Source organism: Pantoea nemavictus (assembly GCF_037479095.1).
Classification (GTDB): Bacteria; Pseudomonadota; Gammaproteobacteria; order Enterobacterales; family Enterobacteriaceae; genus Pantoea; species Pantoea nemavictus.
Window position 1 is genome coordinate 188,837 of the sequence record NZ_JBBGZW010000001.1, and the last position, 16,882, is coordinate 205,718.

Sequence of the window (16,882 nt, forward strand, 5' to 3'; positions counted from 1 at the left end):
GGAGCGTGTCTAAGGACATTCTCCGCTAACCTTTTGTTTCCCACCCGCTCAAACTCACCGCCAACGCCTTACGCTTTATCCTCACTTTCCCAGCCGATAGTTCACTTTCCTCAATACCCTTTTTGACCCGCTTTTATCCGCCCGTCATTGGCAATTTCCCCATAAATTTGCCAATGCCAAAATTTACGACACAGCTCACCAAATAAACAAAACTCATACCTTGATAACCATTTTATGGCAGACAAACCTACGCTGCCCCCCTAATTTGGTAATCGAAGTCGAAACAAAAATACCTTTAACAAGCTGTTTTAACAGCAAAAAATAATAATAACTCTCCCTACCGTCGGGTTAAAGTGATGCCGTTAATGTCCATTAGCGCAGAGAAAAGTCTTAACCCGGCGACGTAATTAATAAAAAAATCAGAGCGTACCCTATGAGCAATCACGACATTATCGATGTAAAAGGCTGGATCGACGCCCGCCCGATCACCGGATACCAGTGGCTGACCCTCGCCCTGTGTTTCATCATCATCATGTTTGATGGCTACGACGCGGCAGCAATGGGTTTCATTGCACCGGCCCTGATTGAAGATTGGGGCATTAGTCATGCGGAAATGGGACCTATTCTTGGTGCCGCCATGTTTGGCGTGGCGATTGGCGCGCTGATCGCTGGCCCGTGGTCGGACAAATTGGGGCGCAAGCGCGTGCTGCTGCTGTCGATTGCCGTGTTTGCCTGCTTCAGCCTGCTGAGCGCCTTCGCCCGCACGCCGCTGGAAATGGGTGTGTTACGTTTTCTCACCGGTCTGGGTCTGGGTGCGGTGATGCCAAACTGCGTGACGCTGGTGTCGGAATATATGCCAGAGCGCCGCCGCAGCCTGATGATCACCGTGATGTACAGCGGCTTTAATATCGGATCCGGGCTGGGCGGATTCATTGCTGCTGGCATGCTGCCGCACTATGGCTGGCAAGCGGTATTGGGCTTTGGCGGCCTGCTGCCACTGCTGATGTTGCCCCTCCTGCTGTGGCTGTTACCCGAATCGGCCATGTATATGGTGGTACGTAAGGTCAGTCGCGACAAAATTGCCGCCGTGCTTAAGCGCCTTGGCGGTGAGTTTGCCGCAGGGACTGCCTTTGTGCTTAATGCACCGGTGATCCCGAAGAAAGCCCAGGTGCTGCAACTGTTCAGCCGTGGTTATGCGGGCGGTACGCTGGTGCTGTGGCTGACCTACTTTATGGGACTGTTTGTCATCTACCTGCTCAACGGCTGGTTGCCGACCATTATGCGTTCCGGCGGTGTGACGCTGGAACGCGCAGCGATTGTTGCCGGCTTATTCCAGCTGGGTGGAACGGTTGGCGGCCTGCTGGTCGGTGGGCTGATGGACCGGTTTAAAGCTAAATACGTTATTGCCCTGTTCTATCTACTCGGCAGCTTCTGCCTGGTATCACAGGGAATCTGGGGCTTTGGCCCTAATCTGCTGGCACTGCTGGTCTTCATGGCAGGTATCTGCATCAACGGGGCGCAAACCGGCTTACAGGCATTTTCTCCGGCTTTCTACCCCACCGAAATGCGCGCCACTGGCGTGTGCTGGATGCACGGTATTGGCCGTAGCGGTGCCATTATCAGCTCCTCTCTGGGCGGCGTGCTGCTCGGCGTATTTCCTGGGCAAACCGCTATTTTTATCGTTTTGTCGCTCCCGGCAGTTTTGGCGGCACTCTCCATCACCCGACATCACCCTGCGCAGGTGGCCCGTCAGGTCAAAGGCATCGACCTTAATGACCTGCCGTCCCTGTCGCGTACCCTGAATAATCGATGAAATAGAGGTCACAACTCATGGCTAAAATCATAGGCGGTCTGGCAGTTTCTCATACACCTACCATTGGCTTTGCGGTCGATCACAACAAGCAGCAGGAAGGTGCCTGGGCACCGATATTCGATGGCTTTGCGCCGATGCAGCGTTGGCTGGAGGAGAAGAAACCGGACGTGCTGCTGTATGTGTTTAACGATCACGTCACCTCGTTCTTTTTCGATCACTACTCAGCCTTTGTACTGGGCATTGATGACGACTATGCCGTCGCCGATGAGGGGGGTGGCGCGCGCGATCTGCCGCCGGTAAAAGGCCATGCGGCGCTGTCGCAACATATTGGTGCCAGCCTGATGGCCGATGAGTTCGATATGTCATTCTTCCAGGACAAAGCGCTGGATCACGGCCTGTTCTCTCCGCTGTCGGCGCTGGCGCCGTGGCAAGGCGGCTGGCCAATGCAGGTAGTTCCGCTGGCGGTGGGCGTTTTACAGTTCCCGATTCCAACGGCGCGACGTTGCTATAAATTGGGCCAGGCGCTGAAACGCGCGGTGGAGAGTTTCCCCGAAGACCTGAAGGTTGCCGTGGTGGCGACCGGTGGCGTCTCACATCAGGTACACGGCGAGCGCTGCGGCTTCAACAATCCAGAATGGGATGCCCAGTTTATCGATCTGCTGATCAACGACCCTGAGCGTCTGACCGAAATCACTCTGGCGGAATACGCCACGCTCGGTGGTCTGGAAGGCGCCGAAGTGATCATGTGGCTGATCATGCGCGGTGCGCTGTCGGCTAACGTTGAGAAACTGCATCAGGACTACTATCTGCCGTCAATGACCGGCATCGCCACGCTGATCCTCGAAAACCAATCGCGCGAGGCACCGGTAGATGTGCATCAGCGCCAGCGCGATAAGATCAACCTGCAGCTCAGCGGGGTGGAAAAACTGCCAGGCACCTATCCCTTTACTCAGGCGCGCAGCCTGAAAGCGCTGCGAATCAACCGCTTCCTGCACCGCATGATTCAGCCGGAATGGCGTAAGCGTTTCCGCGCGGAGCCGCAGGCGCTGTATCAGGAAGCCGGACTGACCGCTGAAGAGCAGGCGCTCATCACCCAGCTCGACTGGCGTGGCATGATCCACTACGGCGTCAGCTTCTTCCTGCTGGAAAAACTGGGTGCAGTGGTCGGCGTGTCTAACCTGCATATCTACTCGGCGATGCGTGGCGAAACGCTGGAGCAGTTCCAGCAGACGCGCAATCAACAGGTGCTCTACTCTGTGGCGGGGAAAGCAGACTGATGTTTACGCAACCGGTCATTGACTGCCATCACCACGTTTTTGATCCCAAAAACTTTCCCTGGGCGCCCGAAAGCGCTTATAACCCGGACGGGCACGAGCTGGCGACGCCAGATTACTATCGCGCCGTGATGCAGGTCTACAACATCCGCCATTCGCTGATTGTCGGTCCGACCTCGGGTTACAACACCGACAACCGCTGCCTGCTGAATACCATCAAGCGCGGTGAAGGCCGTTTCAAGGGGATTGCGGTCACGCCGCGTGATGTCGATAGCGATACGCTCGCCAGCCTGAAAGCGCAGGGCATTGTCGGGATCGCGCTTAACGTGGCGATGCTGGGCACCGAACCGTTTATCCAGCTGGATGGCCTGATGGGCAGGCTGGCGGAGCTGGATCTGTTTGCCCAAATCCAGGTGCAGAACGACCAGTTGCTGGCACTGATGCCGCTGCTGTCACGCACCCGCGCGCGCCTGCTGATTGATCACTCAGGTCGACCGGACGTCAGCGCAGGCCTGAAGCAACCGGCGTTTCAGGCGCTGCTGTCGCTGGCCGATCAGCAGCGCACCAGCGTGAAACTGTCCGGGCTGGCGAAATTTTCCCGCCAGCCTTATCCCTTCAGCGATGGTCATCCCTATCTGCTGGCACTGCTGCAGGCGTTCGGTGCCGAAAACTGCATGTGGGGATCCGACTGGCCCTTCCTGCGCGCCAGCGAACGCATGGATATGGGCACGCAACTGCTGCTCATAGAACAGCTGATCCCAGACGAAAAGAGCCGCCGCCAGGTGCTGTGGCACACGCCAAAGCGGCTGTTTGGTTTTACTGAACTACAGGAGTCACGATGAGAACCATCTACGTTTTGAACGGCCCGAACCTCAATTTGCTGGGTACCCGTGAGCCGGAAACTTACGGTGCCGATACGCTCGAGAGCGTGGAAGCGCTGTGCCGGGCGACGGCCGAAGAGTTGGGCGTTGCCATTGAGTTTCGTCAGACTAACCACGAAGGTGAAATGATCGAGTGGATCCAGCAGGCACGCCTGCAGGCGCAGGCGCTGGTGATCAATCCAGCGGCATGGACGCACACTTCGGTGGCGATCCGTGATGCGGTCACTGGCGTGGCGCTGCCGCTATGGGAAGTGCACATCACGAACGTGCATAAACGTGAGCCCTTCCGTCACCACTCCTATCTTTCGGACGTCGCGCAGGGTGTCATCTGCGGCTACGGCATTCGCGGCTATCGCTATGCGTTGATGGAAGCAGCACGCGCAGGCTAATTATTCGCCCTGCCCGCACACTTCACGCAGGCAGCGGATCAACGCATCCGCTGTCGGAGAGTGCAGGCAGCCCGCGCGCACCGTCAGCCCGATGGCGCGTTCGGTATCCGGTAAAGGCACCGGCAACGCCACCAGCGCGCCGGATGCCAGCTCAACTTCCAGCTGATGAGCGGAGACCGCCGCCAGCATATCCGACTGCACTAGCAAGCCTCGCACCAGTGCCAGATCGCCGGTTTCCACCAGCGGATCGGGCGCCGGAATGCCCATCGCCTGGAAACTGTTATTCAGCAGATAGCGCGCTGGCGTTGCCGAACGCGGCAGAACCCAACGCGCAGCGCGCAGATCGTCGGTAGCAATCTCGCGTCCCACCAGCGGATGATCGTGGCGCGCCAGCAACACCATACGCTCGGAGAACAGCGTTTCGCGCGTGACGTCCAGCGCGTCTTCATCACGGCGCAGCGCACCAAAGATAAAATCAATATCGCCAGAGCGCATTTCTGCGGCCAGTACGCCAAAGGCACTTTCACTGGTCACCACACGCACGCCCGGATAACGCGCCGTCAGCATCACGATCGCCTGCGGCAGAATGCGCGTACGTCCCAGCGGCAGCGCACCGACGCGTACGGTCCCCTCCAGAATCCCGCTACGCGCGGCAATATCGGCCGGAATATGGCGCAGTTCATTCAGAGCCCGCCGTACGTAAGGCTCGATTTCACGTCCGGCCAGCGAGGGCATCATGCCATGTGGCGTACGCTCCAGCAGCGCGAGGCCGGCGCCATTCTCCAGCACGCGCAGCGCGGCGCTCACCGCCGGTTGACTGAGTCCGAGACGCGCCGCCACCGTCTGCATATGCCGCGTTTGACACAAGGTGATAAAAATTTGCAGGCGACGCACGTTAAACAGCCACAGCGGTTCCGCATCGTTACGTTGTGCGCCGCGCCCCTGTAGTTTTGCCAGGCGCTGCGGTACCTGATGCAACTCCTCAATCGCGCGTAAGGCGCGCGGCAGCACACATTTGCCAAAGTCAGTTAGCATCATGCCGCCAGCGTGGCGCTCAAACAGCGTGACGCCTAACGTGAGTTCCAGGTCGCGAATGGCACGCGTAATCGCCGACTGGGTGCGAAATAATTCATCTGCCGCACGAGAAACACTGCCCTGGGCTACCACCTGACTAAAGGCTCTGATTTGCATCAGGTTTGTCAGTTCCTGACTCGCATTTTCCGCCATTTTTCCCTGCCCACTTTCTCCACCGATCGATGTCGCAATATAAATAAAACGCATACCCGCTGCAATCAAATGAATTATCCGCACCGCGCCGGCAGTGACAGCATGGAAAAAACAGCGGAGGAGTATGCCATGACTGATAACACCCCAAAAAAAACCGCGCTGGTGGTCAGCGCTCACTCAGCGGATTTCGTCTGGCGCGCGGGTGGCGCCATCGCGCTTCATCATGCGCAGGGCTATGAGGTTCACGTTGTCTGTCTCTCATTTGGCGAGCGCGGTGAATCGGCCAAGCTGTGGCGTAAAGGGGAGATGAGTGAGGCGAAAGTGAAAGCGGCCCGGCGCAGCGAGGCGCAGGCGGCGGCCGACATTCTGGGTGCCAGCATCGAATTTTTTGACCTCGGCGATTATCCGCTGCGTGCCGACAAAGAAACCCTGTTCCGTCTGGCCGACGTTTACCGCCGGGTGCAGCCGCACTTTGTCCTGACGCACTCTTTGCAGGATCCCTACAACTACGATCATCCGATGGCCACGCATCTGGCGCAGGAAGCACGCATTATTGCCCAGGCTGAAGGCTATCGTCCGGGCGAAAAAATCGTCGGTGCACCGCCGGTCTACTGCTTCGAACCGCACCAGCCAGAGCAGTGCAGCTGGAAACCGGATGTGCTGCTGGATATCACCTCGGTGTGGGATAAAAAATATCAGGCGATTCAGTGCATGGCCGGGCAGGAACATCTGTGGGAATACTACACGCGTGTGGCACAGCAGCGTGGCGTGCAGGCCAAGCGTAACGTCGGGATCACCAGTCAGCGCGATATCGTTTATGGCGAAGGCTATCAAAGCATCTTCCCGCGCGTAACGGAGGATCTGGCATGAGCCTCATCGGTAAAAAAGGCGTGGCGGTACGCCATATTCAACGTGCTGCTGCGGTGGATATTGATGCCCTGGCCCGTTCAGGTGTCGCCACCGTGCATGAAGCGCAGGGGCGCACAGGCTTGCTGGATCCCGCCATTCGCCCCATTCAGCAGGATTGTGGCATTGCTGGCAGTGCGATCACCGTGCTGGTGGCACCAGGCGATAACTGGATGTTCCACGTGGCAGTGGAATTGTGTCAGCCGGGCGATGTGCTGGTGGTAGCGCCCACCTCACCGTGCAGCGACGGCTTTTTTGGCGATCTGCTGGCAACCTCGCTTCAGTCGCGCGGTGTACGCGGACTGGTGGCGGATGTTGGGGTGCGTGATAGCCGCACCTTGCGCGCAATGGGGTTCGCGGTCTGGTCGCGTGCGGTATATGCGCAAGGCACCGTGAAAGAGACGCTCGGTTCGGTCAATGTCCCGCTCGTGTGCGCCGGACAGCTGGTCTGGCCCGGTGACGTGATCGTGGCCGATGACGATGGCGTGGTAGTGGTGCCGCGCAGTGACGCCGCCAGCGTGGCAGAAAACGCGCGTCAGCGTGAAGCGCTAGAGGAGAGTAAACGCGCCCGCCTGGCAGACGGTGAACTGGGGCTGGATATTTACCAGATGCGCCCGCGCCTGGCGGAAAAAGGCCTGCGCTATCTCGACACGCTTGAGCAACTGGAGGAGTAAACCATGCGCCAGCGTCGCATTCCCTGCTTGTTGATGCGCGGCGGCACCTCAAAAGCCGCCTGCTTTCTGGCCCAGGATCTGCCAGCCGATCCCACAGCGCGTGACCGGGTGCTGCTGGCGGTGATGGGATCGCCCGATACCCGTCAGATAGATGGCCTGGGGGGCGCCGATCCGCTGACCAGCAAAGTGGCGATCGTCAGCGCGTCCAGCCGCGACGATGCCGATGTCGATTATCTGTTTGCCCAGGTCAATGTCGATCGCCCCAGCGTCGATTACGGACAAAACTGCGGCAATATTCTCGCTGCCGTCGGCCCCTTCGCCGTCGAGCGCGGGCTGGTTGCGGCGGGCCGTGAATGCACCACGGTGCGCATTTTTATGCACAACAGCGGGCAAATTGCCGAAGCAACGTTCGCCACGCCCGGCGGGGAAGTCGACTATGACGGCGAACTGCGCATTGACGGCGTACCGGGCACGGCGGGCGAGATCGCCCTCACCTTCAACGATATTGCGGGATCGAGCTGTGGCGCCCTGCTGCCGACCGGTCAACCGCGCGATCGCTTTGACGGCATCGACGTCACCTGCATCGACAACGGTATGCCGGTGATCCTGGTGCGAGCTGCGGATGTTAATCGCAGCGGCTATGAAAGCCGCGACGAATTAGACAACGACAGCGAGCTGAAACAGCGGCTGGAGTCGATTCGCCTGCAGGCTGGGCCACGCATGAATCTGGGTGATGTCAGCCAGCGCACGGTGCCGAAAGTGACCCTGCTGGCCGAGGCACGTTACGGCGGTGCGATCAGCTCACGCACCTTTATTCCCCACCGCTGCCACGCCTCGATTGGCGTGCTCGGCGCGGTGAGCGTCGCCAGCGCCTGTTTGATTCCGGGTAGCGTCGCCGACGGTCTGGCGCGTACCAGCGATGCGCCTCAGCAGCGTCTGAGCGTGGAACATCCGAGCGGTGAGTTCAGCGTGCTGCTGCAGCGCAGCGGCGATAACCCGCTGGCGGGCTGCGGTCTGCTGCGTACCGCACGTGCCATTTTTGCCGGTGAGGTGTTGATTCCGGCGGCGATTTGGCCATTCAGCAAGGAGTAATGGATGAACATCACGTTTATCGGTTTTGGTGAAGCGGGCGGCATTCTGGCCCATGACTTACAGGCGCAGGGCAATGCGGTGACGGTATGGGATCGCAAAGCCCTTGAGGCGGAGAACCTGCCCGCGTTGCGGCAAAAAGCGCAGCACAGCGGCGTGCGGTTGGCCGACTCGCTGGCTGAAGCGCTGCAGGATGCCGTACTGGTGTTCTCCACGGTCACCGCATCGCAGGCACTGAACGTGGCGCAGCAGGCCGCAGCGCTATTACACAATGGCCAGCATTTTCTCGATCTCAATTCCGTGGCACCGCATACCAAACGCGCCGCGGCGGAGGTGATTAGCGCCAGCGGTGCCAGCTATGTCGACGTGGCGGTGATGGCGCCGGTGCCGCCAAAGCGCCTGGCCACGCCGCTGCTGATTGGCGGCGTTCAGGCTGCTCAAGTGCAGCCGCTGCTGCAACAGCTCGGTTGCAACAGCCGCCTGCTGGGTTGCGAAGTGGGTGAAGCCTCGGCGATTAAGATGTGCCGCAGCGTCATGATTAAAGGACTGGAAGCGCTGACCACCGAATGTCTGAGTGCGGCGCGGCAGTACGGCGTTGAAGAAGCGGTGCTCGACTCGCTGCACGCCAGTTTTCCTTCGCTTGGCTGGAACGATCAGCTGCCGCACTACCTGATCAGCCGCGTGGCGGAACACGGCCAGCGCCGCGCTGAAGAGATGCAGGAAGTGGTGAAAATGCTGCAAGACGTCAACGTACCGGCCGCGATGAGCGCAGCAATTGTTGCGACACAGCAAGGGCTGATTGATGCGTTAAACGCACATTCCCTGCGCTATCAACAACTGACACCGTTCATTTGGCAAGAGACGCTGGATAAGATCTATCCACCTCAATGAGTTATACGGATAGAGGTATGCGTTTTGTTTATCGGCAATTGTTTACATTTTTGCAACAGCGTAGCGTAAGCGAGACGAGAAGCACGTTTAAAACAATAAATATCGGAAGCAAAAAATGAAGAGTAGAGCATCTGTCGCCCTTTCCCTGCTGCTGGCAGCGGGTATCGGCCAGGCCAGCGCCGCCGCGCTGGACGCCAGCCACACCAACCAGGTCATGACCAGTGTGAAAAATAGCATCAGCGCGCAACACAGTACCGGCTGCGTGGCGGTGGTCGATGCCAGCGGCACGCTGCTGGCCTTCCAGCGCCTTGACGGCGCGTCGCCGGGTTGTGTGGATGCCGCAATAGGTAAAGCCCGCACCTCGGCGCTGTATCACGCCCCCTCACTGAAATTTATGCAGCGTTTGCAGAGCGGTGAAACCACCGTTCTCGCCATCCCGCATGCCGTCGCACTCGGCGGGGGCTTCCCGCTCCAGCTGCAGAGTGAAGTGGTCGGCGCCGTCGGCGTCAGCACCCCCAAACAGGAACTGGATAATCAGGCTTCAGAGGCTGCCGCTCAGGCGCTGAAGTAACTTCAAGGAATCTTTTCTGATGACTCTTTCACGCCGCCGGCTATTGACCGGCACGGCGGGCCTGCTGGTGGCTGGCGTCCTGACGCAGGTGCTGCCCGGCAACCTCGCTTTCGCGGCCCCCCCGCTGGCCGCCGCGGTTGCGCCCTCCGCGAGTTTTCGCGCAATCTCCATCACTCTCACCGGGCTGGAACAGCCGGATACTCTACTGGCCCAGCGCCTGTACAGCTGGCTGCACGAGCATGTCCCGCAGCTTGATAGCCAACTCGATACGCTCAGCACGCTATTGCAGCAGCAGCCCGCCGCCAACGGCAGCACGCTATTGACGCTGTTGAGCTCCCAGCCCAAGGCATTGAACGACCTTTATCAGGCGCTGGTTTCCGGTTGGTATCTGGGCGTCGTCGGCCCGCTGCCACGGCCGCAATGCATCGCCTTCGAAAATATTGTCAGCTATCAGCGGGTACGCGATTGGCTGTTACCACCGAGCTACGCGCCGGGGCAACCTAACTTCTGGACGCAACCGCCAGCAAGGAGAGCACATGTCTGATTCATTAAGCGCCGATGTGGTGGTGATTGGCGCCGGTATTGCCGGTTCACTGGCGGCACTGAAGATGGCCAACGCTGGCGCGTCGGTGCTGATGCTGGAGTCCGGGCCGGAGATCAAACGCGACCGCGCGGTGGAATATTTCCGCAACTCGCCGTTTAAAGGCGACTTCACTGAACCCTATCCACCGCAGCCGTGGGCACCGCAGCCGAAATTTATTCCCAGCGATAATAACTATCTGATCCAGAAAGGCCCCGATCCCTATCGCGCCCAGTATTTGCGCGGTACCGGCGGCACCACATGGCACTGGGCTGGCCAGGCGTTCCGCCTGTTACCCAACGATATGCGTATTCAGTCGCTATACGGCGTTGGTCGTGACTGGCCGATCAGCTATGCCGAGCTGGAGCCTTATTACTGTGACGCCGAGTATCAGATGGGCGTATCCGGCGACAGCGATCTGGCTTCTCCACGCTCACGTCCTTACCCACTGCCAGGCATTCCGCTGCCGTACGGTTTTGATCGCCTGAAGCAGCGTCTCGGTCCGCTGGGTTATGAGGTTGGCATTGGTCCACAGGCGCGCAACAGCATCGCCTATGACGGTCGTCCAGCCTGCTGCGGCAATAATAACTGCATGCCAGTGTGCCCGATTGATGCGCAGTATCACGGCGGCATAGCGGCACGCAAGGCGCTGGATGCCGGGGTGAAAATTGTCACCAACGCGGTGGTGTTTCGCATTGAAGCCGACGATAAAGGCACCATTCAGGCGGTGCATTACCTCGATCAAAACAAAGTGCGCCATCGCGTCACCGGCAAACAGTTTGTCCTGACGGCGAACGGCATTGAGAGCCCGAAAATCCTGCTGCTCTCCACCAGCGAACGCTATCCGGACGGCATCGCAAATCGTTCCGGTATGGTGGGGCGTAATCTGATGGATCATCCAGGATCGTCGGTAGAGTTTTACGCCGATGAGCCGGTGTGGTTTGGTCGTGGCCCAATGCGTCCCGGCAGTATCAATAATCTGCGTGACGGTGATTTCCGCGCTGAACGTTCGGCGCTGCGTATCGACCTCTCCAACACCTCGCCGGTGCGCTATCTCACCGAACGCCTGGTGCGTCAGGGTTATTACGGCCAGGCGCTCAATGACAAGCTGGCTTTCCAGGCCGAGCGTTTTGTCCAGCTGAAGTGCCTGCTGGAGATGCTGCCGGAACCGCAGAACCGCGTCACCCTAAGCAAAACGGAAAAGGATGCCTGGGGCATTCCTCGTCTCGAGGTTCATTACAGCTTCCCGGAATACGTGCATCGCGGCTATGACCAGTCAATGGTCGACTTCCAACGCATGGTTAAACAGATGGGCGGAACGGAGGCGATTTACAGCCCACGCGGGGTTTACGACAACAATCAGCACATCACCGGCACCATGATCATGGGCAGCAATCCGCAGGATTCGGTGGTGGATGGCCACTGCCGAACTCACGACCACCCGAACCTGTTTATCGCCGGCACCGGCATTATGCCCTCAGCGTCGACGGTGAACTCCACCCTGACCGGCACCGCGCTGGCGCTACGCATGGCCGACAGCGTGCTGGCAAGCTTATAAGGACTACCCGATGAAACCTGTATTTCTTCAGGCCGCTATCGCGCTGGTCCTGATGCAGTGTGCCGTGGCTCAGGCGGCAGACAACGCCGCGCAGATTAAACGCGGTGAATATCTGGCACGCGCCAGCGACTGTACCGCTTGCCATACCGCCACCAACGGTCCGCTGTTTGGCGGCGGCTTTGCCGTCAGTACGCCTTTCGGTCAGATCTGGGGCAGCAATATCTCCGCCGATAAGCAGTTCGGAATTGGTAGCTGGAGTGACGATCAGTTTGTTGCCGCGGTACGCGACGGCATTGGCAAAAACGGTGAGCAGCTCTATCCGGCAATGCCGTATGACTCCTTCACCAAAATGAAGCGCGACGATGTGCTGGCGATTAAAGCCTATTTACTGTCGATGCCGCCGGTACATCAGGCCTCACCCCAAACCGACCTGCCGTTCCCATTCAACCAGCGTTGGGGCATGCGCTTCTGGAAGTGGTTTAACTTTGATAAGGGCGAATTACAGAACGATGCGCAGCAGAGCGCGCAGTGGAATAACGGTCGCTATCTGGTCGAAGCGCTGGCGCACTGCGGCACCTGTCATACGCCGCGTAATTTGACCATGGGCATGGACAGCGATCACGCGCTGGCCGGTGGCGATCTCGGTGGCTGGACGGCGTACAACATTACACCGGACAAGCAGGCGGGCATTGGCAACTGGAGCCAGCAGCAGCTGGTGACCTACCTGAAAACCGGGTTTGTCGCTAACAAAGCCAGCGCCTCCGGCCCGATGGCCGAAGCGATTGAGCACAGCCTGCAATATCTGCCGGACAGTGACTTGCAAGATATCGCTACCTATCTACGCAGCGTCAAGCCACAGGCGGATAAGCAGCAAACCAAGCCGCGTGATAGCTGGGGACAAGCGTCAACCGCGTTGATTGCACTGCGCGGCGCAGATGACGCAACGCGCAACGCGCAACCCGGCGCGGTGCTGTTTGCCGGTAACTGCGCCAGCTGTCACGGTGCGGAAGGTGCGGGATCGGGCACGGGCTTCCATGCTTATCCATCGCTGTTCCACCACACCAGCACCGGTGCGACAGATGCACCCAACGTGGTGTCAGTGATCCTCAACGGTGTGCATCGTCACATGACGGAAGGCGACGTGTTTATGCCCGCCTTTGCGCCGGAGCTGAGCGATCAGCAAGTGGCTGACGTCAGTAACTTTGTCAGTCAGCAGTTTGGTAATCCGGCAGCAGCTAAGGTGAGTGCGAAGCAGGTTAAGGAATTAAGGCAGGATGCAAAGCTGGCTTATCCACCCCTCTTCAGTCAGGGGGATAAGCCTTAATTGAGACTATCGGCGGCGCCATAAGCGTCGCCGATAGTTTAGTGGTTACTGATAATTCACCGTCACTTCACTGCTCACCACGCGCAAGCCCGGCGGCAATGCGCCCTTGCCCTGAAAACCAAAGGCCAGATGCAGCGTCTCTTCTGCGGCGACGTTGGCTAAACCCCGCGTACTGCCGCTGGCCCCTTCGATTTCGACACAGCGATCGGCGGCACATAAGCGCACCAGCAAACCCGACGGCGCAGGACGGCTAAGCTGATAGCGCCAGTTCACCACAGAAATAGTGCCCGGTGCGGATGACGGCGCACGCAGCGCCGGCGTCTTCAGCCAGTTACCGCGCACGCCGAGGCTGGGGCCGCTGGCGTTGGCGGTCCAGGCACCGCTGGCCGCGTTGGCCGCGAGCGGCAACGCCATTATCGGCAACATCATTAATGCCCAGCACCAGCGGCGCATTACTTGCCTCCAATGGTGGCGGTCATGCGGATCTGACGGTTGTCGGTCAGTTCCATATTCGACAGCACGATCAGCTGCGGCAGATTGCGGCGCAGGAAGCGCGCCAGCAGCGCACGCAGCGGATGATTCACCAGCAACACCGGCGGCGCGCCCGCCATCTCTTGCTGCTGCAGCGCACCTTGCGCCTGCACCAGTAAGCGATCGGCCAGACCCGGCTCGAGTCCACCGCCGCCCTGCAATGCCTGCAGCAGCAGACGCTCCAGCGTGGCATCGAGGCCAATCACCTGCACTTCGCCGTTACCCGGGAACCATTGCTGGGTGATGGCACGTCCCAGCGCCACGCGGACCACGCTGGTCAACTCTTGAGGATCGTTCTGCACTGGCGCATGTTCCGCCAGCGTCTCAATAATGGTGCGCATGTCGCGAATCGATACGCGTTCGGTCAGCAGGTTTTGCAGCACTTTGTGCAGTGTGGTCAGGGTGATGACGCCCGGCACCAGATCCTCGGTCAGCTTCGGCATCTCCTGGGTGACGCGATCCAACAGCTGCTGCGCTTCCTGACGACCAAACAGCTCGCTGGCGTATTGGCCAATCAGATGATTAAGGTGGGTTGCTACCACAGTGCTGGCTTCAACCACGGTAAAGCCCTGAATCTGCGCCTGCTCTTTCAATGCGCTATCGATCCAGATCGCCGCCAGACCAAAGGCCGGATCGACGGTCGGCTCACCCGGCAACGAACCGGCGGCGGTGCCTGGATTGATCGCCATCCAGCGGCCCGGATAGGCATCACCGCTGCCAATCTCCACCCCTTTCATCAGGATGCGATAACGCGCGGGCGGTAGCTCCATGTTGTCACGGATATGCACCACCGGCGGCAGGAAACCGACCTCCTGCGCCACCTTCTTACGAATACTGCGGATGCGGCCCAGCAGTTCGCCGTTTTGCAGGTGATCGACCATCGGAATCAGACGATAGCCCACTTCCATCCCCAGCGAATCTTCCAGCTGCACATCGGTCCATGACGCCTCCACGGTGGCTGGCGTCTCCTGAGGTTTCACCAAACCTGAGGATTCTGCGGGTTTCTTCGGCTGCATTTCACGACCGCGCAGCCACCAAGCCAGGCCCAACAGCGCAGCGGTGAACAGCAGGAACACCAGGTTCGGCATGCCCGGCACCAGACCGAGCAAACCAATCACGCCGCCGCTCAACATCAGCACACGCGGATTTTTAAACAGCTGGGTCACCATCTGCTCGCCGACATCCTGATCGGTGCCCACGCGCGTCACGATGACACCTGCCGCGGTGGAAATCACCAGCGCGGGGATCTGCGCTACCAGGCCGTCACCGATGGTTAACAGCGTGTAGGTTTCACCGGCGTGACCGAGATCCATACCGTGCTGCACCACGCCGACCAGCAGGCCGCCGATGATGTTAATCACCATGATCAGGATGCCGGCGATGGCATCACCGCGCACGAACTTACTCGCACCGTCCATCGAGCCGTAGAAATCGGCTTCCTGCGTCACTTCGGTACGGCGTTGTTTGGCTTCTTGTTCACCAATCAAACCGGCATTGAGGTCGGCATCGATCGCCATCTGCTTACCTGGCATACCATCCAGCACGAAACGCGCGCCGACTTCGGCGATACGTCCAGCACCTTTGGTGATGACCATGAAGTTGATGATAACGAGGATGATGAACACCACGATACCGATAGCGAAGTTGCCGCCGACGAGGAAGTGACCAAAGGCTTCCACCACGCGTCCGGCGGCATCGGCGCCGGTGTGACCTTCCAGCAGGATGATACGCGTGGAAGCGACGTTCAGTGCCAGACGCAGCAGCGTCGAGAACAGTAGAATGGTCGGGAATGCGGCGAACTCCAGCGTGCGCTGGGTAAACATCGCCACCAGCAGCACCATGATCGACAGCGCAATGTTAAAGGTGAACAGCAGGTCAAGAATGAATGCGGGTAACGGCAGCACCATCATCGACAGGATCAACATGATCAGTACCGGCCCCGCCAGCACCTGCCATTGCGTGTCTTTAAAGTTGCCCGGTAAACGCAGCTTCTCGGCTAAATTAGCCATCGTTTCTGTTCTCTCCTGCAAAGTCCATGTCTGCCGGAACCGGCAGGTTTTTTGGTTTGTTTGGAATCAGGCCGCCTTCACGCTTCCAGCGTCGTAGCTGCCAAACCCAGGCCAGCACTTCTGCCACCGCGCCATACAGCGCGCCGGGAATAAACTGGCCTATTTCCGTGTGTCGATACAGCGCACGCGCCAGCGGCGGCGCTTCCAGAATCGGGATGCGGTGCTCTTTGGCTAATTCACGAATTTTCAGTGCGATATCACCCGCGCCTTTCGCTACCACTTTTGGCGCGTTCATCTTGCCTTCCTGATATTTTAGCGCCACCGAGTAGTGCGTCGGGTTAGTGACGATGACATCCGCTGTGGGCACATCGGCCATCATGCGGCGACGTGCGGCGGCCCGCATCGCCTGACGAATACGCCCTTTGACGTGCGGATCGCCCTCGTTTTGCTTGTGTTCGTCGCGGATTTCCTGACGCGTCATCTTCAGTTTTTTGAAGTAGCTGTAGAGCTGCCAGAACACGTCAAAACCGACCATCGGGAACAATCCCAGCATGATCAGCCCGCAGCAGGCGGCCATCAGCGTTAGACCGTGGTGCAGCGCGTTGACCGGCGATTCGCTCATCAGGCGCAGCATCTCTTCCCAATGGCTCCAGATGTACCAACCGGCGACCACGCCAACCAGTACCGCTTTCATGATCGACTTCACCAACTCGGCCGCGGTTTGTCCGGAGAACATGCGGCCGATGCCGGTTAACGGATTGAGCTTCTTGAGATCGAACTTGATGGATTTACCGCTGAAGTTGAGACCACCCAACGCCATCGGTCCGGCAAGGGCCACCACCACTAAACCGCCCATCAGCGGCAGCAGCGCAATCACCGCTTGTTTAATCAGGCTGCCGATGTGGCCAATAATCACCTTGTCATCGCTTACCATGCCGTGATCAAAACGAAAACCGGTGGCCACCATGCTCGCCAGGCGCTCCGCCATGCTGTTACCGCCGACCCACAAAATCAGTAGCCCAATCAACAGCATCATCACTGAAGTCAGCTCGCGCGAACGCGGAATCTGCCCCTCCTCACGCGCTTTTTCAAGTCGGTGGGGTGTGGGCGATTCTGTTTTGTCCTCGTTACTCTCTTCAGCCACAACGCACCTCAGCTGGCAGGA

16 protein-coding genes are annotated in these 16,882 nt (G+C 59.1%); 12 read left to right on the forward strand and 4 right to left on the reverse strand.

Annotated elements, in window-relative coordinates:
• The first annotated feature begins 433 nt into the window (after positions 1-433).
• Genes WH298_RS00945 through aroQ form a run of 4 tightly spaced genes read left to right on the forward strand, consistent with a single transcriptional unit; the run spans position 434 to position 4,357 of the window.
• Positions 434-1,813: an MFS transporter gene (locus tag WH298_RS00945; RefSeq protein ID WP_007892813.1), complete on the forward strand. Its 1,380-nt coding sequence runs from the start codon at positions 434-436 to the stop codon at positions 1,811-1,813.
• Positions 1,814-1,830: 17 nt separating this feature from the next.
• Positions 1,831-3,090 (forward strand): gallate dioxygenase, encoded by a 1,260-nt coding sequence (locus WH298_RS00950; protein WP_049852064.1) that lies wholly within the window; start codon positions 1,831-1,833, stop codon positions 3,088-3,090.
• Positions 3,090-3,929: an amidohydrolase family protein gene (locus tag WH298_RS00955; RefSeq protein ID WP_180821959.1), complete on the forward strand. Its 840-nt coding sequence runs from the start codon at positions 3,090-3,092 to the stop codon at positions 3,927-3,929. The genes WH298_RS00950 and WH298_RS00955 overlap by 1 nt, the downstream gene beginning before the upstream one ends.
• Entirely contained in the window at positions 3,926-4,357 is a 432-nt protein-coding gene (gene aroQ / locus WH298_RS00960) for a type II 3-dehydroquinate dehydratase (protein ID WP_049852062.1), read from the forward strand. The genes WH298_RS00955 and aroQ overlap by 4 nt, the downstream gene beginning before the upstream one ends.
• Here the strand turns inward: aroQ and WH298_RS00965 are convergent, their stop codons facing one another.
• Positions 4,358-5,584 carry a LysR family transcriptional regulator gene (locus WH298_RS00965; RefSeq protein WP_180823669.1) on the reverse strand — a complete coding sequence of 409 codons (1,227 nt, stop codon included), beginning with the start codon at positions 5,582-5,584 and terminating at the stop codon, positions 4,358-4,360.
• A gap of 129 nt (positions 5,585-5,713) precedes the next feature.
• Between WH298_RS00965 and galB the strand changes: the two genes are divergently transcribed.
• The 8 genes from galB (at position 5,714) to WH298_RS01005 (ending at position 13,177) form a co-directional block, all read left to right on the forward strand.
• Positions 5,714-6,454 carry a 4-oxalmesaconate hydratase gene (galB, locus tag WH298_RS00970; protein WP_180821960.1) on the forward strand — a complete coding sequence of 247 codons (741 nt, stop codon included), beginning with the start codon at positions 5,714-5,716 and terminating at the stop codon, positions 6,452-6,454.
• Positions 6,451-7,164: a 4-carboxy-4-hydroxy-2-oxoadipate aldolase/oxaloacetate decarboxylase gene (locus tag WH298_RS00975; RefSeq protein WP_180821961.1), complete on the forward strand. Its 714-nt coding sequence runs from the start codon at positions 6,451-6,453 to the stop codon at positions 7,162-7,164. The genes galB and WH298_RS00975 overlap by 4 nt, the downstream gene beginning before the upstream one ends.
• A 3-nt stretch (positions 7,165-7,167) precedes the next feature.
• Positions 7,168-8,256 (forward strand): 4-oxalomesaconate tautomerase, encoded by a 1,089-nt coding sequence (locus WH298_RS00980; RefSeq protein WP_180821962.1) that lies wholly within the window; start codon positions 7,168-7,170, stop codon positions 8,254-8,256.
• 3 nt (positions 8,257-8,259) lie between these two features.
• Positions 8,260-9,144 (forward strand): NAD(P)-dependent oxidoreductase, encoded by an 885-nt coding sequence (locus WH298_RS00985; RefSeq protein WP_180821963.1) that lies wholly within the window; start codon positions 8,260-8,262, stop codon positions 9,142-9,144.
• 115 nt (positions 9,145-9,259) lie between these two features.
• Positions 9,260-9,715, forward strand: a complete 456-nt coding sequence (locus WH298_RS00990) for a GlcG/HbpS family heme-binding protein (RefSeq protein WP_180821964.1) — start codon at positions 9,260-9,262, stop codon at positions 9,713-9,715.
• 16 nt (positions 9,716-9,731) lie between these two features.
• Positions 9,732-10,259, forward strand: a complete 528-nt coding sequence (locus WH298_RS00995) for a sugar dehydrogenase complex small subunit (RefSeq protein WP_180823670.1) — start codon at positions 9,732-9,734, stop codon at positions 10,257-10,259.
• Positions 10,252-11,853, forward strand: a complete 1,602-nt coding sequence (locus WH298_RS01000; RefSeq protein ID WP_180821965.1) for a GMC family oxidoreductase — start codon at positions 10,252-10,254, stop codon at positions 11,851-11,853. The genes WH298_RS00995 and WH298_RS01000 overlap by 8 nt, the downstream gene beginning before the upstream one ends.
• Before the next feature lie 10 nt (positions 11,854-11,863).
• Positions 11,864-13,177, forward strand: a complete 1,314-nt coding sequence (locus WH298_RS01005) for a c-type cytochrome (protein WP_180821966.1) — start codon at positions 11,864-11,866, stop codon at positions 13,175-13,177.
• Between the two features lie 45 nt (positions 13,178-13,222).
• Here the strand turns inward: WH298_RS01005 and flhE are convergent, their stop codons facing one another.
• Genes flhE through flhB form a run of 3 tightly spaced genes read right to left on the reverse strand, consistent with a single transcriptional unit; the run spans position 13,223 to position 16,861 of the window.
• Entirely contained in the window at positions 13,223-13,630 is a 408-nt protein-coding gene (gene flhE / locus WH298_RS01010) for a flagellar protein FlhE (RefSeq protein ID WP_180821967.1), read from the reverse strand.
• Entirely contained in the window at positions 13,630-15,717 is a 2,088-nt protein-coding gene (gene flhA / locus WH298_RS01015) for a flagellar biosynthesis protein FlhA (RefSeq protein WP_180821968.1), read from the reverse strand. Before flhA ends, flhE begins: the two co-directional genes overlap by 1 nt.
• Positions 15,710-16,861 (reverse strand): flagellar biosynthesis protein FlhB, encoded by a 1,152-nt coding sequence (gene flhB / locus WH298_RS01020; RefSeq protein WP_049852051.1) that lies wholly within the window; start codon positions 16,859-16,861, stop codon positions 15,710-15,712. The genes flhA and flhB overlap by 8 nt, the downstream gene beginning before the upstream one ends.
• Between the last annotated feature and the right edge of the window lie 21 nt (positions 16,862-16,882).

What these genes read in the sequence shown, in the direction of transcription:
- WH298_RS00945 (WP_007892813.1), top strand. Translation starts at nt 434, where the DNA reads ATGAGCAATCACGACATTATCGATGTAAAAGGCTGGATCGACGCCCGC.
- WH298_RS00950 (WP_049852064.1), top strand. Translation starts at nt 1,831, where the DNA reads ATGGCTAAAATCATAGGCGGTCTGGCAGTTTCTCATACACCTACCATT.
- WH298_RS00955 (WP_180821959.1), top strand. Translation starts at nt 3,090, where the DNA reads ATGTTTACGCAACCGGTCATTGACTGCCATCACCACGTTTTTGATCCC.
- aroQ (WP_049852062.1), top strand. Translation starts at nt 3,926, where the DNA reads ATGAGAACCATCTACGTTTTGAACGGCCCGAACCTCAATTTGCTGGGT.
- WH298_RS00965 (WP_180823669.1), bottom strand. Translation starts at nt 5,584, where the DNA reads ATGGCGGAAAATGCGAGTCAGGAACTGACAAACCTGATGCAAATCAGA.
- galB (WP_180821960.1), top strand. Translation starts at nt 5,714, where the DNA reads ATGACTGATAACACCCCAAAAAAAACCGCGCTGGTGGTCAGCGCTCAC.
- WH298_RS00975 (WP_180821961.1), top strand. Translation starts at nt 6,451, where the DNA reads ATGAGCCTCATCGGTAAAAAAGGCGTGGCGGTACGCCATATTCAACGT.
- WH298_RS00980 (WP_180821962.1), top strand. Translation starts at nt 7,168, where the DNA reads ATGCGCCAGCGTCGCATTCCCTGCTTGTTGATGCGCGGCGGCACCTCA.
- WH298_RS00985 (WP_180821963.1), top strand. Translation starts at nt 8,260, where the DNA reads ATGAACATCACGTTTATCGGTTTTGGTGAAGCGGGCGGCATTCTGGCC.
- WH298_RS00990 (WP_180821964.1), top strand. Translation starts at nt 9,260, where the DNA reads ATGAAGAGTAGAGCATCTGTCGCCCTTTCCCTGCTGCTGGCAGCGGGT.
- WH298_RS01000 (WP_180821965.1), top strand. Translation starts at nt 10,252, where the DNA reads ATGTCTGATTCATTAAGCGCCGATGTGGTGGTGATTGGCGCCGGTATT.
- WH298_RS01005 (WP_180821966.1), top strand. Translation starts at nt 11,864, where the DNA reads ATGAAACCTGTATTTCTTCAGGCCGCTATCGCGCTGGTCCTGATGCAG.
- flhE (WP_180821967.1), bottom strand. Translation starts at nt 13,630, where the DNA reads ATGCGCCGCTGGTGCTGGGCATTAATGATGTTGCCGATAATGGCGTTG.
- flhA (WP_180821968.1), bottom strand. Translation starts at nt 15,717, where the DNA reads ATGGCTAATTTAGCCGAGAAGCTGCGTTTACCGGGCAACTTTAAAGAC.